This is a genomic window from Telluria sp. LT1R51-2 (assembly GCF_059685775.1).
In genome coordinates, this window is the sequence record NZ_JCASIM010000001.1 from 3375959 (window position 1) to 3396738 (window position 20780).

Sequence of the window (20780 nt, forward strand, 5' to 3'; positions counted from 1 at the left end):
GTGCGCTCCAATCACAGAAGGGTCTTGCGCAGGTCCGCCAGCACTTCGCCCAGGTAGGCGGAGAAGCGCGCGGCGCCGGCGCCGTCGATCACGCGGTGATCGTACGACAGCGACATCGGCAGCATCAGGCGCGGCTGGAAGGTCGAACCGTCCCACACCGGCTTCATCGCCGACTTGGAAAGGCCCAGAATCGCCAGCTCCGGTGCGTTGATGATCGGCGTGAACGCGGTGCCACCAATGCCGCCCAGCGACGAGATGGTGAACGTTGCGCCCTGCATCGCGGTTGGCGGCAGCTTGCCGTCGCGCGCCTGCGCCGACAGTTCGCCCATTTCAGTGGCGATCTGCGAAATGGTCTTCTTGTCCGCGTCTTTCACGACAGGGACCACCAGGCCGTTTGGCGTGTCGGCCGCGAAGCCGATGTTGTAGTACTGCTTCGTGATCAGGGCCGCGCCATCGCCCGACAGCGACGCATTAAATTGCGGGAACTTCTTCAGCGCGGCGACGCTCGCCTTGATGACGAAGGCCAGCATGGTCAGCTTGACCGCGGACTTCTGCTTGGCCAGCGACGCGTTGGTGTCGACGCGGAACTGCTCCAGGTCGGTCACGTCGGCTTCGTCGAAGTGCGTCACGTGCGGGATCATGACCCAGTTGCGATGCAGGTTCGGGCCCGAGATCTTCTTGATGCGCGACAGCGGCACCGTTTCGGTCGGACCGAATTTCGAGAAGTCCAGCGATGGCCAGGCCAGCAGGTCCAGACCGACGCCGCTGCCACCGGCTTTGCCTGGCGCGGCAGCAGGCGGCGCTGCCATCACGCCCTTGACGAAGTTCTGCACATCCTGCTGGGTGATGCGGCCTTTCGGACCGCTGCCCGGCACACGGCCCAGGTCCACGCCCAGTTCGCGCGCGAACTTGCGGATCGATGGCGAAGCGTGGGCTTTCGCGCCGGTCACGCCTGGTGCGGCTGGTGCTGGTGCGGCGGCTGGTGCCGGCGCAGCGGCTGGTGCCGGCGCAGGTGCTGCGGCGGCTGGTGCCGGTGCAGCGGCGGCTGGCGCGGCAGCAGGTGCAGCAGCAGGTGCGCCGCCGGTCGCTTCCACGACCAGCACGAGCGAATCCTTGGCGACCTTGTCGCCAACCTTGACCTTGATTTCCTTGACCACGCCGGCATGGCTCGACGGGATCTCCATGCTGGCCTTGTCCGATTCGACGGTCAGCAGCGACTGGTCGACCTTGATCGTGTCGCCCACCTTGACCATCAGTTCGATGACTTCGACTTCCTTGAAGTCGCCGATGTCCGGCACCGTCACGTCGACCAGGCCACCGGATGCCGCGGGTGCGGCGGCTGGCGCTTCGGCAGCAGCAGGCGCAGGGGCAGCTGGTGCAGCAGCAGGTGCAGCGTCGGCAGCAGGGGCAGCAGCTGATGCAGCAGCCGGCGCTTCAGCCGCGCCGCCCGCTTCTTCGAGCAGCAGCACGAGCGAGCCTTCGGCAACCTTGTCGCCGACGTTGATCTTGATTTCCTTGACCACGCCGGCGTGGCTCGACGGGATCTCCATGCTGGCCTTGTCCGACTCGACGGTCACCAAGGACTGGTCCACCTTGATGGTGTCGCCCGGCTTGACCATCAGCTCGATCACTTCCACTTCCTTGAAGTCGCCGATATCAGGGACTTTGACTTCCACAATGCTCATAGTGTTAGCTCCAATTGTTATGTGAGTTAGCCTCGACCCGCCACCCCGAGCAACACGGGGCGGCGGACGTGAGCATTACTGGGTCACCGGATTCGGCTTGTTCTGGTCGATGCCGTACTTGGCGATCGCCTGCGACACGATGGCGCGGTCGATCTTTCCTTCGTCGGCCAGCGCGCGCAGCGATGCCACCGTGATGTAGTAGCGGTTCACTTCGAAGAACTCGCGCAGCTTGACGCGCGAATCCGAGCGGCCGAAGCCGTCCGTGCCCAGCACTTTGTAGGTGCGGTCCTTCGGCATGAAGCCGCGGATCTGCTCGGCGAACATGCGCATGTAGTCGGTCGTCGCGACGATCGGGCCGCTGGTGGCGCCCAGCATCTCGGTCACGTACGGCACGCGCTGTGGCAGTTCCGGGTTGACCATGTTCCAGCGTTCGCAATCGTTGCCGTCACGTGCCAGCAGCGTCAGCGACGGCGCCGACCACACGTCTGCATCGACGTTCCAGTCGTTCTTGAGCAGTTCGGCCGCAAACATCGACTCGCGCAGGATGGTGCCGCAACCGATCAGCTGGACGCGCTGGGCATTGTCCTTGCCACCCTCTTGCAGCAGGTACAGGCCCTTGAGAATGCCGGCTTCCTGGCCAGGCTTCAGGCCCGGCTGCGGGTAGTTCTCGTTCATGATGGTGATGTAGTAGAACACGTCTTCCTGTTCTTCCACCATGCGGCGCAGGCCGTCCTGGATGATGACCGCGACTTCGTGACCGAAGGTCGGATCGTACGGCAGGCAGTTCGGCACGGTCGCGGCGATGATGTGGCTATGGCCGTCTTCGTGCTGCAGGCCTTCGCCGTTGAGCGTCGTGCGCCCGGCCGTGCCGCCCATCAGGAAGCCGCGCGCACGGATGTCGCCCGCCAGCCAGACCAGGTCGCCCACGCGCTGCATGCCGAACATCGAGTAGAACGTGTAGAACGGGATCATCGTGCGGTTGTTCGACGAGTACGACGTCGCTGCAGCGATCCACGAGCTCATGCCGCCCGCTTCGTTGATACCCTCTTGCAGGATCTGGCCTGCCTTGTCTTCGCGGTAGTACATCACCTGGTCGCGGTCGACCGGCTCGTACAACTGACCCTGCTGGTTGAAGATACCGATCTGACGGAACAGGCCTTCCATGCCGAAGGTGCGCGATTCGTCGACCAGGATCGGCACGATGCGCTGGCCGATGCTTTCGTCTTTCAGCAGGCTCGTGATCACGCGCACATACGCCTGGGTCGACGAAATTTCGCGCCCCTCTGGCGTTGGCTCGAGCACGCCCTTGAACGATGCCAGTGCCGGCACCGTCAGCTTTTCGTCCGACTTTTCACGGCGCTGTGGCAGGTAGCCGCCCAGTGCCTTGCGGCGCTCGTGCAGATACACCATCTCTGGCGCATCGTCGGCCGGCTTGAAGAACGGGATATCGGCCAGCTGGTCGTCAGGGATCGCGATATTGAAGCGGTCGCGCATGTCGCGGATCGCCTGGTCATCGAGCTTCTTGGTCTGGTGCGCGGTGTTGCGCGCCTCGCCCGACTTGCCCATGCCGAAGCCCTTGACGGTCTTCACCAGCAGGACGGTTGGCGTGCCCTTGTTTTCTTGCGCGTTCTTGAACGCGGCGTAGATCTTGTGCGGATCGTGGCCGCCGCGGGTCAGGCGCCAGATGTCGTCGTCGCTCATCTTCGAGACCATCTCGAGCAGCGCCGGATCCTTGCCGAAGAAGTGCTTGCGCACATAGGCGCCATCCTTGGCCTTGTAGTTCTGGTATTCGCCGTCGACCGATTCCATCATCACGCGCTGCAGGATGCCGTCCTTGTCCTGGGCCAGCAGCGGATCCCACTGCGAGCCCCAGATGACCTTGACGACATTCCAGCCGGCGCCGCGGAAGTCGGCTTCGAGTTCCTGGATGATCTTGCCGTTGCCGCGCACCGGACCGTCCAGTCGCTGCAGGTTGCAGTTGACGACCATGACCAGGTTGTCCAGCTGCTCGCGCGCGGCCATGCCGATTGCGCCCATCGATTCCGGTTCGTCCATCTCGCCGTCGCCGCAGAAGACCCAGACCTTGCGGTTGTCGGTCTTGGCAATGCCGCGTGCGTGCAGGTACTTCAGGAAGCGTGCCTGGTAGATCGCCATCAGCGGGCCAAGGCCCATCGACACGGTCGGGAACTGCCAGAAGTCCGGCATCAGTTTCGGGTGCGGGTACGACGACAGGCCCTTGCCGTCGACTTCGCGGCGGAAGTTCAGCAGCTGTTCTTCGCTCAAGCGGCCTTCGAGGAAGGCGCGCGCGTAGATGCCTGGGGACGAGTGGCCCTGGATGTACAGCAGGTCGCCGCCGTGGTCTTCGGTCGGGGCGTGCCAGAAGTGGTTGAAGCCCGTGCCCAGCATATTGGCGAGCGAAGCGAACGACGAGATGTGGCCACCGAGGTCGCCGTCGGCGCGGTTGGCCTTGACCACCATCGCCATCGCGTTCCAGCGCATCCACGAGCGCAGGCGCTCTTCGTATTCGAGGTTGCCGGGCGAGTTCTGGTTCAGGTGCGCGGGAATCGTGTTGACGTACGCGGTGTTGCTCGAGAACGGGACGTGCGCGCCGCGACGGCGCGCCAGGTCTACCAGGCGCTCCATCAGGTAATGGGCGCGTTCCGTTCCTTCATGTTCGATCACCGCCTCCAGCGCATCGAGCCATTCCTTGGTCTCGATTGCATCCGGATCGTTGGCGGTTTGCGAGGTCAACTGGTCGAGTTGAGCTGCCATGTCATGCGTCTCCTAGTGTGGTACGCCCCATCCGATCCCTGCGCAGGCTGGCGGCGGTTGATGAAATTCGAACTATCTTTTAGCTAAACCATCAGATTCTAACAGTGGACTTCCCCATTTTCAAACTATGATATTCGATTTCATAATGTGAAAACCTATGCTGCGACTGCACAATTTGTATAGGGAAATGTTGAACTTCCTGCCACCAATCATCGTATACCGAAGCGTCTGAAACACGGCAAAAAAGGGGGTTTTCAGCCATCCGGACCGGCCGACAGAGAACGGCAAGATGGGCGCGGGCCGTATAATTCTGTTTTTGCCCAGGACGAGCCTCCCACCATGCCAGCCCAACACATCGACGGAATCCTTCTTTCCCAACAACTGCGCACCGACATCGCCGCGCGCACCGCCAAGCTCACTGCAGCCGGCAAGCAGCCCGGCCTGGCCGTGATCCTGGTCGGGGAAGATCCCGCCAGCCAGGTCTATGTGCGCAACAAGGTCAAGGCCTGCGGCGACGTGGGTTTCCACTCGGTGCTCGAAAAATACGACGCCGACCTGAGCGAAAATGCCCTGCTTGATCGCATTGCAGCATTGAACACCGACCCGGCCATCCACGGCATCCTGGTGCAGATGCCGCTGCCGAAGCACATCGACCCGAACAAGGTCATTGAAGCGATTTCGACGGCCAAGGATGTCGACGGCTACTCGGTGCTGTCGGCCGGTGAACTGATGACAGGCCTGGAAGGCTTCCGTCCATGCACCCCGTACGGCTGCATGAAGCTGATCGAAACCACGGGTGTCGACCTGCGCGGCAAGCACGCCGTTGTTATCGGCCGCAGCAACACCGTCGGCAAACCAATGGCCATGCTGCTCTTGCAAGCCAATGCCACCGTGACCATATGCCATAGCGCGACTGCGGATCTGGGCTATCACACCCGCCAGGCCGACGTTGTGGTGGCCGCTGTCGGCCGCCGCAATACCCTGACCGCCGATATGGTCAAGCCGGGCGCCATCGTGATCGACGTGGGCATGAACCGCGACGACGCGGGCAAGCTGTGCGGCGACGTCGATTTTGCCGGCGTGCGTGAAGTGGCCGGCCACATCACCCCGGTGCCGGGCGGTGTGGGCCCGATGACGATCACGATGCTGCTGCAAAACACGGTGGAATCGGCGGAACGCGAACTGAAGAACCAACGCTAACGAATCTGGAAGGACTATTGATGACGAACGAAACGAGCAATCCCCTCCTCGACTTTTCCGACTTGCCGCGCTTTGACGCGATCAAGCCCGAACACGTCACGTCCGCCATCGACAGTCTGATCGCCGAGGCGAACGCCGTCGTGGCGCAGCTCGAGGCGCCGCTGGATGAGGTTACCTGGGCCACGCTGGCCCCGCTCGACGAGGTCGGCGAGCGCCTGAGCCGCGCCTGGGGCGTGGTCGGCCACCTGAACCATGTGGTCGACACCCCCGAGCTGCGCGCCACCTACAACGAGAACCAGCCGAAGGTCGTCGAGTTCTCGACCGCGCTGAGCCAGAACGAGGCGCTGTTCGCCAAATACAAGCAGCTGCGCGAAAGCGCGGGCTTTGCCGCGCTGAGCGACACCCGCAAGCGCATCGTCGAGAATGCACTGCGCGACTTCCGCCTGGGCGGCGCCGAGCTCGCCGCCGATAAAAAAGAACGCTTTGCCGAAATTCAGGAACAGCAGTCGCAACTGTCGACGCGCTTTTCTGAAAACGTGCTCGATGCCACCAACGACTACAAGCTCGTGGTCGACAGCGAAGCCGAACTGGCCGGCCTGCCGGACGACGTAAAGGCTGCTGCAAAGGCCGCCGCCGAACGCGATGGCAAGACCGGCTGGCTGTTCACGCTGCACTTCCCGTCGTATTTCCCGATCCTGCAGTTCAGTACCAACCGCGCGCTGCGCGAAACGATCTACCGCGCCACCGCGACCAAGGCGTCCGACGCCGGCATCATGTTTACCGATGTCGCGAAGTGGGACAACTCGTCGAACATCGTCAAGTTGCTGCAACTGCGCAATGAAGAAGCGAAGATGCTCGACTACGGCAGCTTTGCCGATATCTCGCTGGTGGCCAAGATGGCGCAAAGCCCGCAGCACGTGATCGAATTCCTCGAAGACCTGGCGCGCCGCGCCCGCCCGTACGCCGAGAAAGACCTGGCCGAACTGCGCGCGTTTGCCCGTGACGAGCTGGCGATCGACGACCTGCAATCGTGGGACGTGGCCTTCGCCTCTGAAAAGCTGCGCGAGCAGCGTTACGCGTTCTCGGCCCAGGAAGTGAAGGAATACTTCCCTGAGCCGAAAGTGGTTGCCGGCCTGTTCGGCGTGATCCAGGAACTGTTCGGCGTGACCGTGCGCCCGGACGACGCACCGACCTGGCACCCGGACGTGCGCTTCTTCCGCATCGAGCGTGACGGCCAGCTGGTCGGCCAGTTCTACCTCGACCTGTACGCGCGCGCCGGCAAGGCGCAAGGCGCGTGGATGAACGATGCGCGCGGGCGCCGCCTGCTCCACGGCGGCGCCGTGCAGACGCCGGTGGCCTACCTGGTCTGCAACTTCACGCCGCCGGCGATGAAAGACGGCGTGTTGCAGCCATCGCTGTTCACGCACGACGAAGTGACCACGCTGTTCCACGAATTCGGCCATGGCCTGCACCACATGTTGACCGAAGTCGAAGAACTGTCGGTCTCGGGCATCTCGGGCGTCGAATGGGATGCGGTGGAACTGCCATCGCAGTTCATGGAAAACTTCTGCTGGGAGTGGGACAAGCTGCAGCAGATGACGGCGCACGTGAAAACGGGCGAACCGCTGCCACGCGCGCTGTTCGACAAGATGACGGCCGCGAAGAACTTCCAGTCCGGAATGCAGACGCTGCGCCAGGTCGAGTTCTCGCTGATCGACATGCACCTGCACTACGACTTCGATGCGCACAACGGGCAAGTCCAGACGCTGATCGACGACGTGCGCCGCAACTTTGCGGTGATCACGCCGCCATCGTTCAACCGCTTCCTGCATTCGTTCAGCCACATCTTCGCAGGCGGTTACGCGGCCGGCTACTACAGCTACAAGTGGGCCGAGGTGCTGTCGGCCGACGCTTATGCCGCATTCGAAGAAGCCGTCGTCGATGGCGGCGCCGACCTGTTCGAAACGGGCCGGCGCTTCCAGCGCGAGATTCTGGCGGTGGGCGGTTCGCGCCCGGCGCTCGATTCATTCAAGGCGTTCCGCGGCCGCGAACCCTCGATCGACGCCTTGCTGCGCCATAGCGGCATGAATGCCTGACCAATTGGATTGACCCTGTCGGGAGTGCCAGCGCACTCCCGATTTTCCATAAGCGCCCATGACCCGCATCGACTTTCATACCAATATCCCGGATAAGCTGGCCTATGCCTGCCGCCTTGCGCGCAAGGCATATGGCGCGCGCGCCAAAATCGTGGTGCTGGCCGATAGCCCCGAACAAGCCGACGCCTTGAATGCCGCCATGTGGACCGTGTCGGATACTGATTTCATTCCGCACGTGATGGCCGGCGACGGGCTGGCACCGCAAACGCCGATCGTGATTACCGATAATGAAGACAGCGAACTGCCGCACCACGATATGCTCGTGAACCTGACGCGCCGCAGGCCGCGCAACTTCACGCAATTTGCGCGTGTGTTTGAAATTATCTCGATCGATGAAGAAGACGCCGCCGAAGGCCGCAAACGCTATATCGCGTATAAAAAAGAATCCTATCCGCTGACCCACTTCGTCGCAGGACAATCATGAGCCACGATCCCGCTTTCGATACCAGTATTCCCGTGTTGACCGAAGTATTCGCGGAACCAACCGCGCCGGGCGCGCCGCTGGCGCAGCCGGCGCCGGTGGTGGAGGCCGAAGCCCCGCCGCCGCCTGCGCCCGTGGTGGCCGCGCTTGAGGATGCGCCAGAGGCGCTGGAACGGCGCGCCGTCGACCATTGGAGCGGCGAGCAATGGAGCGTGATGGAGCGGCGCGTCACTGAGCGCATCCTGCAGCAATTGCAGGGCCGGATCGATTTCGTGCTCGAACAGCGCCTGCGCGATGGCATTGCCGATGCCGTCGACAAAGCAATGACCAGTTTCTCGGCCGATATTCGCAACAGCCTCGGCGATACGCTGAACGACGTCGTGACGCGCGCAGTTTCCCAAGAAATTGCACACATCAGAATGCTGGAAAAATAAACCCGCTCCACATGCCGTTCTGCCTTTCATTTGATTCGAAATTAACCCCGCGCACGATTGTCATTCCAATTTGACGATTCAATAGTAAAATCCCTGCGCGGCCCTTCGAAACGAATCGAATCACCTAATCAAGGAAGAAACAAAATGGCAAACATCAATCTGTCGGGTTATAACCTCGCCGAACTGAAAGGTCTTCAATTCGATATCGAAAAGGAGATCAAAAACCGCCAGCAGCAAGACGTCAAAAAAGCGCGTGAGCAAATTCTCGAGATCGCCCAGAATATGGGCATCTCGGTCGAGGAACTGCTGGCCAAGGGCGGCAGTACCAAAGCCAAGAAGACGGGCGGCGGCGCGAAAGTCAATCCGCAATATCACAACCCGGCGGACAATACCCAGACCTGGACCGGCCGTGGCCGTCAACCTAAATGGGTTGTCGACGCACTGGGCAAGGGCAAGTCGCTGGACGATCTGCGCATTTAAGCCTTTCAGTACCACGCACGACCTGCACGCCGCCGCGACGTTCGTCCGGCGGCGTTCGCATTTCTGCCCGCCCCATCCATTGGCGTGTTTCGGCTAAGATTGCAACTTCAGCAATCAGCCGGTCGTCGTCGTGAAACGCACTCCCCTCATCGCAGCACTCGCCGGCGCCGCCATCCTGGCCGTCGGCACCGTCTTCTGGTTCACTGACCGGGTCGAACCCCACAGCGGCGCCACCCCGGTACTGACCGCCCCCGTCGCCAAAACGCAGCCATTCTGGCCTGCCCGCGTGCACCTGCTGGCCGGCGACGGCCAGGACGGCGTGCTCGACGGCGCAGCACCCGCCAGCCGCTTCAGCGATCCGTACGGCGTGGCCATCGGCCCGCGCGGCGCGATCTATGTCGCCGACGGGGGCGAGGCCAACCGCATCCGCATCGTCCAGCCCGATGGCGCGGTCTCGACGCTGGCCGGTGGCAAGGAAGGCTTTGTCGATGGCCCGGGCGCGGCCGCGGCGTTCAACACGCCGTCCAGCATCGCGCTCGACCACCTGGGCAACTTGTACGTGGCCGACACGGGCAACCACGCGATCCGCCGCATCGCGCCGGGTGGCGCCGTGACGACCCTGGCCGGCAACGGCAGTCCCGGCTATGTCGATGGCATCGGCCGTGCCGCCCAGTTCAACGGCCCGGTGGGCATCGCGGTGGACGACGCCGGCATCGTCTACGTGGCCGACACCTACAACGACCGCATCCGCCGCATTGCCCCCGATGGCACGGTGACCACGCTGGCCGGCACCGGCAAGCCGAACCTGTTCGACGGCCCCGGCCCGGCCGCGGCGTTCGATACCCCGAGCGCGCTGGCCGTCGACCACGACGGCAACCTGTACATCGCCGACACCGGCAACAACGCGGTGCGCCGCCTGCGCCCCAACGGCACGGTCGATACGCTCGCGCTGCCGCCCGAGGCCGAGCGCCGCCCCGCGCTGCGGCGCCCGGTGGGTCTGGCCGTCACGCGCGACGGTTACCTGTACATCGTCGCCAGTGCCGGCGGACGCATCCTGCAGATGACGCCCACGGGCGAATTCCGTCCGCTGGAGGACACCGACCACCCGCTCGAGCCGAACGGTTTCGGCAGCGATGGCACCGTGCAGCTCAACGGCCCACGCGGCATCGCGGTGGCGCGCGACGGCAGCCTGGTGGTGGCCGACGCCAACGCCCATCGCCTGCACCGCCTGGCGCCGCCGCGCGCGGGTGAAGCCGCGCCGGTGCTGGCGCGCCCGGCGCTGCAACGGCGCACCGAACCGATGCCCTGGCCGCTTGGCCCGCAAGACACGGTCCATGAAGTCGTGGGCGTGATGGGCGAAGTACGCGGCACGTATGGCGGCGACAGCCGCGACCACTTCCACGCGGGCCTGGACGTACGGGGCGACGTCGGCGCGACCGTGCTGGCGATCCTGCCGGCCAAGGTGACGGATCCGTATGCCAATTGGGGGTTCAACAACCTCGGCGAAGGCATGAGCGTGGGGCCGCTGTCGTACATCCACATGCGCGTGGGCCGCGATCCGCAGGGCCGCGCGCTCGATCCGCGCTTCCAGATCCAGCGTGAAGAAACCGCCAATGGCAAACCCACTGGCAAGGCCGTGCGCGTGCGGGTGCCGCGCGGCACGCGCTTTGCCGTCGGCGACAAGCTCGGCACGCTCAATGCGCTGGCGCACGTGCACCTCGATTACTACCAGGGCGGCTCGCTCGTCAATGCGCTCACGCTGCCGTTCACCGGCTTCGTCGACACGGTGACGCCGACGATCTCGCGCATCGCGCTGTACGACACTGCCGGCAAACGCATCACGGCGAACAAGGGCCAGCTCCTGCGCCTCGACCGTACGCTGGGCGAGCTGCAGATCGTCGTGAACGCCTACGACCAGGTGGATGGCAACCTGGCGCGCCGCAAGCTGGGCCTGTACAAGCTGGGCTACCAGGTGCTGCGCGCCGACGGCACGCCGCTGCCCGGCTTCGAACAACCCGTCATCACGCAGGTCTACGACCGCCTGCCGCGCAATCCTGACGCCGTGAAAGCGGTCTATGCGCCGACCAGCGGCATCACGGTCTACGGCAGCGCATCGACCCAGTTCGACTATGCGCTGAACAACCGCCTGCGCGATGGCAGGATCGAAACGGGCAGCTGGCGCATCGCCGACCTGGCGCCGGGTGAGTACCTGCTGCGCATCCACGCCGCCGACTATGCGGGCCAGGTGGCGCAGAACGGTCGCGATCTGGCGTTCGTGATCGAGTAGAGCGCCTGGCAGCGAGCCGCGCATGGCTGGTAGGCGTGCAAAAATTCGTGCAGGGCGTGGACGTGATTTACCGGATCGGCAAGTAGGCCGGCCTGCCTTGCCGTGCGCCATGTCACGTGCCTGTCATGGAGACGTGAACGGATGAGTGCTCAGGCGTATGATGGACTCATCCACTGTCCACGAGAGGCACCAGCATGAGCAAGCACCACAAAACGAAGCACCTGACACCCGAGATCGCGGCGGTTGCCACGCCCGATCTGACGGACGCAATTACCATTACAGAGGCGACCGACGTGGCCGATGCCGCCGACGAACCGCAAACGGACCAGCCGCTGCCGCAAGAGCCAGCGCCAGCGCCAGAAGTCAAACCAGCCCCGATCGGCGCCGTCAAGGCCGAGCCGGTCCACCTGCGCGGGCGCATGACGCTCGAAGATGCATTCCAGGCCATTGGCCTCAATTGTGTGGCCCAGATCGAAGCAAACGTGCCGGGCGTACTGAAACAGCATGTCGAAAGTCTGCACCAGATGCGCGTCGGTCTGCGCCGCCTGCGCGCGCTGCTCGCGATGTTCGAAGAACTGGCGCCGCCGCCGGTGCCGCTGCATGCAAGCGTCGAGTGGCTGTCCGGTGAACTCGGACCCGCGCGCGACTGGGATGTGCTGGCCGATTCCACCATCAAGCGCGTGCCGGGCATTGATGCGCAGGCGCTGCGCCAGGCCGCGCACGACCGCGCCACGGGCCACCACGCGCAGATCCTGCACGTGCTGCGCGATGCGCGCTACACCGAATTGATGGCGCAACTGACCGACTGGCTGAGCGAACGCCGCTGGCAGCCAGAAGGCGGCCTGCCGAAGGATTCGCCGCTGCAAGAGCGCGCCGCGAAAAGCGCCCTGCCCCTGCTGCGCGCAGCCGAGAAGCGCCTGGCCAAGCGCATCGACGGGCTGGATGAAGCCGACGCACCGGGCCGTCACCGTGTGCGCATCGCCGCCAAGAAGGCGCGCTATGCGGCAGAGTTCTTCCGCGATCTGCTGCCGGCGCAGCGCGTCAAGCGCTACCTCGGGCACCTTGAAAAGCTGCAGGATCGCCTGGGCGCGCTGAACGACCTGGCCGTGGCCGACCAGCTGCTCGAAGAACTCAAGGGTGGCAGCAGTCAGGTCGCCAAGCAGGCGGCCTATGTGCGCGGCTATATCGCAGCGACGGGGCAAGCCGATGCGCAGGGGTTGTCGAAAGTGCTGGCCGACGTCGCCAAGCGCCGCATCACGCGCTGATTCACACCGGCCACGCTGACAGCATGGCCATCCGATGCCCCGCCAGTGTGCGGGGCATCGCTACGTTTGCACCATGCGCGTACCGCGGTTTCGCAGCGCCGCACTGCCCCGGTGCACGCCGCGCCGCGCCGTTGTTCGTCACTGGTTTATCGCTTGCTGATCACTTTGCGCCGCCTGTGATTTGCTGTAACGTCGCCATGTAACGGGCCTTGCGCCACGTTTGCGGCGTTGTGACCATCACCATCTTGCGGAGACTTTCCATGCAGTTTTGCACCAGGCTTATCCCGTTCGCCATCGCCCTTGCCTTCGCCGGCGGCGCCAGCGCCCAGCAGGTCGTCAAAATCGGGCACGTCGGCCCGGTGTCGGGACCCAATTCGCACCTGGGCAAGGACAACGAGAACGCTGCGCGCATGGCGATTGATGAACTCAACGCCAAAGGCTTCACCATCAACGGCCAGAAGGTCACGCTGCAACTGCTGGCCGAAGACGACGCGAGCGACCCGAAACAGGGTACCGCCGTGGCCCAGAAACTGGTCGACGCCAAGGTCAATGGCATCGTCGGTCACCTGAACTCGGGCACCAGCGTGCCGGCCTCGCGCATCTATCACAACGCCGGCCTGGTGCAGGTCTCGCCGGCCACCACCGCAACCCAGTTCACGAAGCAAAAATTCCCCGGCGTGTTTCGGGTGGTGGCCAACGACGCCAAGCTTGGCGGCACGCTCGGCAAATACGCGGTCGAGACGCTCAAGGTCAAGAATATTGCCATCATCGACGACCGCACCACCTATGGCCAGGGCGTGGCTGCCGAATTTGCAAAAGCCGCCCGCGGCCCCGGCGTGCGCATCGTCGACAAGCAGTTCACCAGCGCCACCGCGACCGATTTCACCGCCATCCTCACGGCGATTCGCGCCAAGAAGCCCGACCTGATTTTCTTTGGCGGCATGGATGCGGTGGCCGGTCCGATGCTCAAGCAGATGAAGGCGCTGGGCATCACGGCCCGCTTCATGGGCGGCGACGGCATGTGCACCGAAGCGCTGGGCCGCCTGGCAGGCGATGCGGTGGGCGATGGCAAGGTGGTGTGCGCCGAAGCCGGTGGCGTGAAAGGCGCGCAAGAGCAGAAGATGGCCGAGTTCCGCGCACGCTTCAAGCAGAAGACGGGCCAGGAAGTGCAGCTGTATGCGCCGTATGTGTACGACTCGGTGATGGTGATGGCGACCGCCATGCAGAATGCGAAATCGTCGGAGCCGGCAAAGTACCTGCCGGAACTGAAGAAGATCAAGTACGAGGGCGTGACCGGCACGATCCAGTTCGACCCGTCGGGGGACATCCTGAATGGCGCGCTGACGCTGTACACCTACCAGGGCGGCAAGCGTACGCGGATGGATGTGATCCGCTGAACGACAACCCGGCGCCCGCAGGCGCCGGGTAGGACGTCAGTCCAGCATTACTTCACGTCGAAGCGATCCAGCTCCATCACCTTGGTCCAGGCCGCCACGAAGTCCTTCGCGAACTTCTGGCCGGCGTCGGCGCTGGCATACACTTCCGAGATCGAACGCAGCTGCGCATTCGAGCCGAACACCAGGTCGACGCGCGACGCGGTCCACTTCTTCTCGCCGGTCTTGCGATCGCGGCCTTCGAAGCGTTCGACGCCCTGGCCAGGCCGCGTCGTCGGCCGCCATTCAGTGGCCATGTCGAGCAGGTTGACGAAGAAGTCATTCGTCAACGCGCCCTTCTGCTGCGTCAACACACCATCGGCGCTGCCGCCGGTATTGGCGCCCAGCACACGCAGACCACCCACCAGCACCGCCATTTCCGGCGCGGTCAGCGTCAGCAACTGCGCGCGGTCGATCATCAACGATTCAGCCGGGATGCTGTACAGGGCTTTCTCGAAGTTGCGGAAGGCATCTGCCACCGGTTCCATCGCATGGAACGATTCTACGTCGGTCTGCTCCTGCGACGCATCGGTACGGCCCGGCGTGAATGGCACGGTGATGTCGTGGCCTGCCGCCTTGGCTGCCGCCTCGACGCCTGCATTGCCGGCCAGGACGATCAGGTCAGCCAGCGACACTTTCTTGCCGCCCGTCTGCGCCCCGTTGAACTCGCCCTGGATGCTTTCGAGCTGCGCCAGCACGCGGCCCAGTTGCTCCGGCTCATTGGAGGCCCAGTCCTTTTGCGGGGCCAGGCGGATGCGTGCACCGTTGGCGCCGCCACGCTTGTCCGAGCCGCGGAAGCTTGCGGCCGAGGCCCACGCCGTCGACACCAGCTCACCGATGCCCAGGCCGGATGCCAGCACCTTGTCTTTCAGGGCTTTGGCATCGGCGTCGTCAATCGCCGCGCCTTCAGCAGCCGGCACCGGATCCTGCCAGATCAGCACTTCGGCCGGGACCTCCGGGCCGAGGTAGCGGGCACGCGGCCCCATGTCGCGGTGGGTCAGCTTGAACCAGGCGCGGGCGAAGGCGTCCGCGAACTGGTCCGGGTTTTCCAGGAAGCGACGCGAAATCGCCTCGTAGGCCGGGTCCATGCGCAGGGCCAGGTCGGACGTCAGCATCGTCGGGCGGTGACGCTTGGCAGCGTCATACGCATCCGGCACGGTGGCATCGGCGTCCTTGGCGATCCACTGGTGGCCGCCGGCCGGGCTTTTCGTCAGTTCCCACTCGTGACCGAACAGGTACGTGAAGTAGTCGTGGCCCCACTGGGTTGGCGTGCTGGTCCAGGTGACTTCGAGGCCGCTGGTGATCGTGTCCGGGCCCTTGCCGCTGCCGAAGCTGTTCTGCCAGCCGAAGCCCTGGGCATGCAGGCCGGCTGCTTCCGGCTCTTCCTTGACGTGCTCGGACGGACCGGCGCCGTGCGTCTTGCCGAAGGTGTGGCCGCCGGCGATCAGCGCCACGGTTTCTTCGTCGTTCATGGCCATGCGGCCGAACGTGTCGCGGATGTCGCGCGCCGATGCGACCGGGTCGGGCTTGCCGTCCGGGCCTTCCGGGTTCACGTAGATCAGGCCCATCTGCACTGCCGCCAGCGGGTTCTCGAGGTCGCGCGAATGGGTGATCTCGCTGTCGTCGTCCTTGTCGATAACGCCGCGGCCTTCGACGCCGGGCGAACCCACCGTGTAGCGCTCGTCGCTGCCCAGCCACTTGTTCTCGCGGCCCCAGTACACATCGAGATCGGGTTCCCACACGTCCTGGCGACCGCCGGCAAAGCCGAAGGTCTTGAAGCCCATCGTTTCGAGAGCGACGTTACCGGTCAGGATGATCAGGTCGGCCCACGAGATTTTCTCGCCGTACTTTTGCTTGACCGGCCAGATCAGCCGGCGTGCCTTGTCGAGGCTGACGTTGTCAGGCCAGCTGTTCAGGGGTGCAAAGCGCTGCTGGCCGCGGCCAGCGCCGCCGCGGCCGTCGCCGATGCGGTAGGTGCCGGCGCTGTGCCATGCCATGCGCACGAACAGGCCGCCGTAGTGACCGAAGTCAGCCGGCCACCAGTCCTGGGAATCCGTCATCACCTTGGCCAGGTCGGCCTTGACTGCCTCGAGGTCGAGGCTGTTGAAGGCAGCGCGGTAATCGAAGTCGCCACCCATCGGGTCGGACTTGGTCGAATGCTGTGCCAGCAGATCGAGACGCAGTGCCTTTGGCCACCAGTCGCGATTGGTGGTGCCGGTGCCGGCTGCGCCGCTGAACGGGCACTTGGCCGGGATATTGTCCACACTCATTTGTTTCTCCTGTCTGGTCGGTAAGATTTGACAAAATTATAGGGAAACTTCGGGCGTTCATGGATTGGCAATGTTGATGGATGCGATAGCGGTTTGTCGCACGGTAGATTCACCGCAGATTCTGGCATACGCACTTTTGAACCGCCCTTACTTTCCAAACGACAACATTACATCGACAACCACGTTTTTGCGCGTTATCTTTCTTTCTTTCCAATCAGAAAGAACTTCTCGATGTCGATCAACCAACTCGTCTACGTCAGCCAGGCTACCCGCAAGATGTCCCCTGCCGACCTCGCCGCCATTCAGGATACGGCGAAAAACAACAATGCTCCACTCGACGTGACTGGAAGCTTGTTTTACAACGGCGGTTGGTTCCTGCAGGTTCTGGAAGGCCCGGTGACGACGCTCGACAAGCTGTACCACAAGATCGAACTCGATCCGCGCCACAAGAATTCGCGCGTTCTGTACAACGAACCAGCCAAGTTCCGTACGTTCCCACGCTGGAGCATGAACATGATCAACCTGAACGATCGTCAGGCCGACAAATACGATGAACTGGTGGAGGTGCTGGAAGCGGCGCAAGCCAATCGCCGGATCGGCGCAGCAGCCCCGGCAGTGGCGTTACTGAAGATGTTCGCAAGCTGATCCCGAGCTGATGCCGCAGCGGCGCTCGCTACCAGCGGTCGAGCGTCACAAAATCGCCCAGCGTTCCACGCTGAGCCCAGCCTTCGAGTTCCAGCATCGGCTTCGGATAAAACGCGGCCACGTGCCCGAGGCACAGGATCGCCACCGGCTTGCCGCCTTCCGGTATCCCGAGCAAGGCCGCGAGCTGGTCGGGATCGAACAGCGACACCCACCCCATTCCCAAGCCTTCGGCGCGCGCCGCCAGCCACATGTTCTGGATCGCGCAGGACACCGAGGCCAGGTCCATCTCGGGCAGCGTGCGGCGTCCGAACACGTGCCGCTCGCGCCCGTCCATCAGTGCCACGACCAGCACCTCGCCGCATTCGCGCAAGCCCTCGACCTTCAGTCGCATGAATTCGGCGCCACGCTTGCCCAGGGCGTCGGCAGTGGCCGCGCGCTCCGCTTCAACAAGCGCGCAGATCTGCTCACGCAATGGCGTTGACGCAATGCGGATGAAGCGCCACGGCTGCATCATGCCGACGCTGGGCGCCTGGTGCGCCGCCGTCAGCAGGCGCAGCAGCACCGCCTCGTCGATCGCACCAGGAATGAAGTGGCGCACGTCACGCCGCTCGGCGATGGCGCGGTAGACGCCGTCGACCTGGGCGTCGTCGAAGCGGTGCGCCATTGTCGTCATGCCTCGATGCCTGCCTGGTGGAATACCAGGTCTTCCACACGCTCACCGTTGCACAGGTGCTGGTCGATGATGCGGTCCATATTGTCCGGCGTGACATTGTAGTACCAGGTGCCGTCCGGGTGGACGCAGACGATCGGCCCGCCCTTGCACGCGGCAAAGCAGCTCACCCGGCTGCGCTTGACGCGCAGCGGGCCGCCATCCAGACCGCTGGCCTTGAACTTTTCGCCCAGGCTGTCGAACAGCGCCTGTGCAGCCCCATCGGCGTTGCAGCGAGGGCCGGTGCACACGAGCAGGTGGCGGCGGTAGACGCCGATGGTCGGTTTGACGACCTGGCGGGGCGTATCGGGTGCAGGGGAATCGATGGTGATCATCCGTTGGTCAGGTGGGTGGCAGGCGAACAAGGGGCGATCTTACACCACGCCGCCTGTGCGACCGCCCATAAAAAAGCGCGCCTTGCTCACGCAGGCGCGCTTTATGTCGTGCAGCAGCCGGACGGCTTATTTGGTCGCGAGCACCCACTTGACCAGCGAACGCGCTTCGGCTTCGCTGACCTGCGGATTGGCCGGCATCGGGACCGGGCCCCAGGTGCCCGAGCCGCCCTTGAGCACCTTCTGCACCAGCTTGTCTTCGGCGCCCTTCTGGCCGGCGTATTTTTCGGCGACGTCCTTGTAGGCAGGCCCGACCAACTTGGTAGCCGACGTGTGGCAGGCCATGCAATTCTTGGCCTTGGCCAGATCGGCCTGGGCCAGGGCGCTGCCTGACGCAAACGCCGACAGCACGACACACAACAACAGGGACCGCTTCATGGCATTCTCCGGATTAATAACTGAGTGAATTTTACCGGCAATCCTCCAGACCTTCTGCAAGCGATACACTCTGTAACGCGATCACCACATTTGCTCATACGGTGTAACAGAAAACTGCCAGATTTTCCCACCAGCATCATTTACGCCGTAAGATGTGTGGCTACAAGGAGTTCTCACCATGCCCCTCATCCTCTTGATCGCCCTGCTCGCCGCCCTGCGCGGCTTTGAAGTCTGGCGTTTCGCCGACCTGTCCTGGTGGTACATCATCGGCTTGATGGTCGTCGCGTTCATCTGGTTCGAGTACATCGAAAAGGCGCTTGGCCTGGACAAGCGCAAGGCGCACGACGTCGATGAACAGCGCCGCGCCGACCGCGTGAAAAAGTCGATGGAAAAACGCCGCTAGCACGACCGCATTGCCGCCAGCCGCAGGGCTTGTGACCACCTTGCTGTGATACATTGGACAACTCACCGAGTCCTGTCCATTCATTACCTCCATCAATGCATCCCGAACTGCGCCAGCTGCGCCATTTCGTCGCCGTGGCCGAAGAGCTGCATTTCGGCCGCGCCGCGCAGCGCCTGCACATGACGCAGCCGCCGCTCTCGCAAAGCATCGCCAATCTCGAAGACCTGCTCGGCGCGCCCCTCTTCTTGCGCAACCGCCGCATGGTCGGCCTGACGGCGGCCGGCAGCGCGCTGCTGCCCGAAGCACGCCGCATCCTCGACGAAGCCGGCGCCCTGCCCGAACTGGTGCGGCGCGCGGCCAGCGGCGAGGCGGGCCGCCTGGCGCTGTCGTTTGTGTCCACGGCGGGCCTTGGCATGCTGCCCGACGTGCTGCGCCGCTACCGCGCCGCATTCCCGGGCGTGCGCCTGGTGCTGCACGAGGCGACGTCCGACGTGCAGTTCGACGACCTGCTGTCCGGCCGCATCGATGCCGGCTTCGTGATCCCGCTGCAGCCCGGCGCACCGGCCGGCATGGCCGATCCGGCGCTCGACTACCGCAAGCTGCTCGACGAACCTCTCGTGCTGTGCGCGCCCAGCGGGCTGGCAGCGCTGGCCGCACCGGGACCGGTGTGGCTGCGCGACCTGCCCCCGCTGCCGCTGGTGATCTTCCCGCGCACGGTGGCGCCTAGCCTGCACGATGCGATCCTGGCCTGCTACCGCGCCGCCGGCGTGGTGCCCACGATCGGGCAGGAGGCAATCCAGATGCAGACCATCGTCAGCCTGGTTTCCGGCGGCATGGGCTTGGCACTTGTGCCACAATCCGTGTCGAACCTGATGCGCCCCGGCGTAGAATACCGTGCCCTGCGCGATGCCGCGCCGCTGGCCGAAACGGGCCTGGCATGGCGGCGCGATAACGATTCGCCCGTCCTCAAGGGCTTCCTCGACCTATTGAAGAAAGACTGATTATGCTGATTCATCCGCAGCCGGACCCGATCGCGCTCGCGCTCGGGCCGGTGCAAATCCACTGGTATGGCCTGATGTACGTGGTCGCCTTTGCCCTGTTCATCATGCTGGGCCGCGTGCGCATCCGCATGCCGCACGTGGCGGTGCAGGGCTGGACCAAGGATGACCTGGACGACATGCTGTTCTACGGGATGCTCGGTGTGATTCTCGGCGGCCGCCTGGGCGAAGTGCTGTTCTACCAGCCGCTGTACTACCTGGCGCACCCGCTCGAGATCTTCATGATCTGGCGCGGCGGGATGTCGTTCCACGGTGGCTTTTTGGGTGTGCTGATCGCGATGGCGCTGTGGGCCCGCAAGCGCCGCCGCAACATCCTCGACGTGTACGACTTCATCGCGCCGCTCGTGCCGCTCGGGTATGCCGCCGGCCGCATGGGCAACTTCATCAACGCCGAACTGCCGGGCCGCCTGGCCGACCCGAGCCTGCCGTGGGCGATGATCTGGCCGGGCGTGGCTGGTCCGCGCCATCCGTCGCCGCTGTACCAGGCACTGATCGACGGTGTGCTGGTCTTCATCATCCTGTGGATGTTCGCGCGCAAAGCGCGTCCGCGCCTGGCCGTGGGCGCGATGTTCACGCTGCTGTATGGCTGCGCGCGCTTCTTCACCGAATGGTTCCGCGTGCCGGATTGGGAAACCACCGTGTTCGGCTTGCCGATCACGTCGGGCCAGGTATTGTCGCTGCCGATGATCGTTGGCGCGCTGGCCATGCTGGTGTGGGCCTATCGCAAAGCGCCGGCGCGCCCCGTGACGGCATAAGTCCCCCTGGGTGGGCGAACGCACAGAGCGCCCACCC

18 protein-coding genes are annotated in these 20780 nt (G+C 64.1%); 12 read left to right on the top strand and 6 right to left on the bottom strand.

The annotated features are described in order from the left end of the window. Positions 1-11: 11 nt before the first annotated feature. Positions 12-1685: a dihydrolipoyllysine-residue acetyltransferase gene (gene aceF, locus AC56LH_RS14970; protein ID WP_499647281.1), complete on the bottom strand. Its 1674-nt coding sequence runs from the start codon at positions 1683-1685 to the stop codon at positions 12-14. A gap of 75 nt (positions 1686-1760) precedes the next feature. Then, on the bottom strand, positions 1761-4457 hold the full coding sequence (gene aceE, locus AC56LH_RS14975) for a pyruvate dehydrogenase (acetyl-transferring), homodimeric type (RefSeq protein ID WP_499647283.1): 2697 nt from the start codon (positions 4455-4457) through the stop codon (positions 1761-1763). Between the two features lie 339 nt (positions 4458-4796). Between aceE and folD the strand changes: the two genes are divergently transcribed. The 8 genes from folD (at position 4797) to AC56LH_RS15015 (ending at position 14097) form a co-directional block, all read left to right on the top strand. Beyond that, a complete protein-coding gene (folD, locus tag AC56LH_RS14980; protein WP_499647285.1) occupies positions 4797-5657 on the top strand; it encodes a bifunctional methylenetetrahydrofolate dehydrogenase/methenyltetrahydrofolate cyclohydrolase FolD in 861 nt (286 codons plus the stop codon). 20 nt (positions 5658-5677) lie between these two features. Then, positions 5678-7753: a M3 family metallopeptidase gene (locus AC56LH_RS14985; RefSeq protein ID WP_499647287.1), complete on the top strand. Its 2076-nt coding sequence runs from the start codon at positions 5678-5680 to the stop codon at positions 7751-7753. 58 nt (positions 7754-7811) lie between these two features. Then, the gene (locus tag AC56LH_RS14990) at positions 7812-8237 is read left to right on the top strand and encodes a DNA polymerase III subunit chi (protein WP_499647289.1); all 426 of its coding nucleotides are present in this window, start codon (positions 7812-7814) and stop codon (positions 8235-8237) included. Then, positions 8234-8668, top strand: coding sequence for a DUF2486 family protein (locus AC56LH_RS14995; RefSeq protein ID WP_499647291.1), 435 nt, complete (start codon positions 8234-8236; stop codon positions 8666-8668). Before AC56LH_RS14990 ends, AC56LH_RS14995 begins: the two co-directional genes overlap by 4 nt. A gap of 144 nt (positions 8669-8812) precedes the next feature. Then, positions 8813-9148: an H-NS histone family protein gene (locus tag AC56LH_RS15000; protein WP_183555866.1), complete on the top strand. Its 336-nt coding sequence runs from the start codon at positions 8813-8815 to the stop codon at positions 9146-9148. 130 nt (positions 9149-9278) lie between these two features. Beyond that, on the top strand, positions 9279-11435 hold the full coding sequence (locus AC56LH_RS15005; protein ID WP_499647293.1) for an NHL repeat-containing protein: 2157 nt from the start codon (positions 9279-9281) through the stop codon (positions 11433-11435). Positions 11436-11629: 194 nt separating this feature from the next. After that, the gene (locus AC56LH_RS15010) at positions 11630-12700 is read left to right on the top strand and encodes a CHAD domain-containing protein (protein ID WP_499647295.1); all 1071 of its coding nucleotides are present in this window, start codon (positions 11630-11632) and stop codon (positions 12698-12700) included. A 260-nt stretch (positions 12701-12960) separates the two neighbouring features. Beyond that, a complete protein-coding gene (locus AC56LH_RS15015) occupies positions 12961-14097 on the top strand; it encodes a branched-chain amino acid ABC transporter substrate-binding protein (RefSeq protein WP_499647297.1) in 1137 nt (378 codons plus the stop codon). A 47-nt stretch (positions 14098-14144) separates the two neighbouring features. Here AC56LH_RS15015 and katG read toward each other — a convergent pair whose 3' ends face one another. Next, positions 14145-16403 (bottom strand): catalase/peroxidase HPI, encoded by a 2259-nt coding sequence (gene katG, locus AC56LH_RS15020; RefSeq protein ID WP_499647299.1) that lies wholly within the window; start codon positions 16401-16403, stop codon positions 14145-14147. 231 nt (positions 16404-16634) lie between these two features. Here katG and AC56LH_RS15025 point away from each other — a divergent pair, with 231 nt between their 5' ends. Beyond that, positions 16635-17048 carry a BLUF domain-containing protein gene (locus AC56LH_RS15025; protein WP_499647301.1) on the top strand — a complete coding sequence of 138 codons (414 nt, stop codon included), beginning with the start codon at positions 16635-16637 and terminating at the stop codon, positions 17046-17048. Positions 17049-17076: 28 nt separating this feature from the next. Here the strand turns inward: AC56LH_RS15025 and bluB are convergent, their stop codons facing one another. From bluB to AC56LH_RS15040, 3 genes are all read right to left on the bottom strand, one after another. Next, on the bottom strand, positions 17077-17712 hold the full coding sequence (bluB, locus tag AC56LH_RS15030; RefSeq protein ID WP_499648478.1) for a 5,6-dimethylbenzimidazole synthase: 636 nt from the start codon (positions 17710-17712) through the stop codon (positions 17077-17079). A 5-nt stretch (positions 17713-17717) separates the two neighbouring features. Then, the gene (locus tag AC56LH_RS15035) at positions 17718-18092 is read right to left on the bottom strand and encodes a (2Fe-2S) ferredoxin domain-containing protein (RefSeq protein ID WP_499647303.1); all 375 of its coding nucleotides are present in this window, start codon (positions 18090-18092) and stop codon (positions 17718-17720) included. A 126-nt stretch (positions 18093-18218) separates the two neighbouring features. Next, positions 18219-18527 (bottom strand): c-type cytochrome, encoded by a 309-nt coding sequence (locus AC56LH_RS15040; protein WP_499647305.1) that lies wholly within the window; start codon positions 18525-18527, stop codon positions 18219-18221. Between the two features lie 178 nt (positions 18528-18705). Here AC56LH_RS15040 and AC56LH_RS15045 point away from each other — a divergent pair, with 178 nt between their 5' ends. From AC56LH_RS15045 to lgt, 3 genes are all read left to right on the top strand, one after another. After that, a complete protein-coding gene (locus tag AC56LH_RS15045; protein WP_499647307.1) occupies positions 18706-18930 on the top strand; it encodes a TIGR04438 family Trp-rich protein in 225 nt (74 codons plus the stop codon). Positions 18931-19025: 95 nt separating this feature from the next. Next, positions 19026-19931, top strand: coding sequence for a LysR family transcriptional regulator (locus AC56LH_RS15050; RefSeq protein WP_183555877.1), 906 nt, complete (start codon positions 19026-19028; stop codon positions 19929-19931). A gap of 2 nt (positions 19932-19933) precedes the next feature. Then, positions 19934-20743, top strand: a complete 810-nt coding sequence (lgt, locus tag AC56LH_RS15055; RefSeq protein WP_482899955.1) for a prolipoprotein diacylglyceryl transferase — start codon at positions 19934-19936, stop codon at positions 20741-20743. The last annotated feature ends 37 nt before the right edge of the window (positions 20744-20780 follow it).

What these genes read in the sequence shown, in the direction of transcription:
- AC56LH_RS14990 (WP_499647289.1), top strand. Translation starts at nt 7,812, where the DNA reads ATGACCCGCATCGACTTTCATACCAATATCCCGGATAAGCTGGCCTAT.
- katG (WP_499647299.1), bottom strand. Translation starts at nt 16,403, where the DNA reads ATGAGTGTGGACAATATCCCGGCCAAGTGCCCGTTCAGCGGCGCAGCC.
- AC56LH_RS15050 (WP_183555877.1), top strand. Translation starts at nt 19,026, where the DNA reads ATGCATCCCGAACTGCGCCAGCTGCGCCATTTCGTCGCCGTGGCCGAA.
- lgt (WP_482899955.1), top strand. Translation starts at nt 19,934, where the DNA reads ATGCTGATTCATCCGCAGCCGGACCCGATCGCGCTCGCGCTCGGGCCG.
- AC56LH_RS15045 (WP_499647307.1), top strand. Translation starts at nt 18,706, where the DNA reads ATGCCCCTCATCCTCTTGATCGCCCTGCTCGCCGCCCTGCGCGGCTTT.
- AC56LH_RS15025 (WP_499647301.1), top strand. Translation starts at nt 16,635, where the DNA reads ATGTCGATCAACCAACTCGTCTACGTCAGCCAGGCTACCCGCAAGATG.
- AC56LH_RS15015 (WP_499647297.1), top strand. Translation starts at nt 12,961, where the DNA reads ATGCAGTTTTGCACCAGGCTTATCCCGTTCGCCATCGCCCTTGCCTTC.
- bluB (WP_499648478.1), bottom strand. Translation starts at nt 17,712, where the DNA reads ATGGCGCACCGCTTCGACGACGCCCAGGTCGACGGCGTCTACCGCGCC.
- AC56LH_RS15035 (WP_499647303.1), bottom strand. Translation starts at nt 18,092, where the DNA reads ATGATCACCATCGATTCCCCTGCACCCGATACGCCCCGCCAGGTCGTC.
- folD (WP_499647285.1), top strand. Translation starts at nt 4,797, where the DNA reads ATGCCAGCCCAACACATCGACGGAATCCTTCTTTCCCAACAACTGCGC.
- AC56LH_RS14995 (WP_499647291.1), top strand. Translation starts at nt 8,234, where the DNA reads ATGAGCCACGATCCCGCTTTCGATACCAGTATTCCCGTGTTGACCGAA.
- AC56LH_RS15010 (WP_499647295.1), top strand. Translation starts at nt 11,630, where the DNA reads ATGAGCAAGCACCACAAAACGAAGCACCTGACACCCGAGATCGCGGCG.
- AC56LH_RS15040 (WP_499647305.1), bottom strand. Translation starts at nt 18,527, where the DNA reads ATGAAGCGGTCCCTGTTGTTGTGTGTCGTGCTGTCGGCGTTTGCGTCA.
- AC56LH_RS14985 (WP_499647287.1), top strand. Translation starts at nt 5,678, where the DNA reads ATGACGAACGAAACGAGCAATCCCCTCCTCGACTTTTCCGACTTGCCG.
- AC56LH_RS15000 (WP_183555866.1), top strand. Translation starts at nt 8,813, where the DNA reads ATGGCAAACATCAATCTGTCGGGTTATAACCTCGCCGAACTGAAAGGT.
- aceE (WP_499647283.1), bottom strand. Translation starts at nt 4,457, where the DNA reads ATGGCAGCTCAACTCGACCAGTTGACCTCGCAAACCGCCAACGATCCG.
- aceF (WP_499647281.1), bottom strand. Translation starts at nt 1,685, where the DNA reads ATGAGCATTGTGGAAGTCAAAGTCCCTGATATCGGCGACTTCAAGGAA.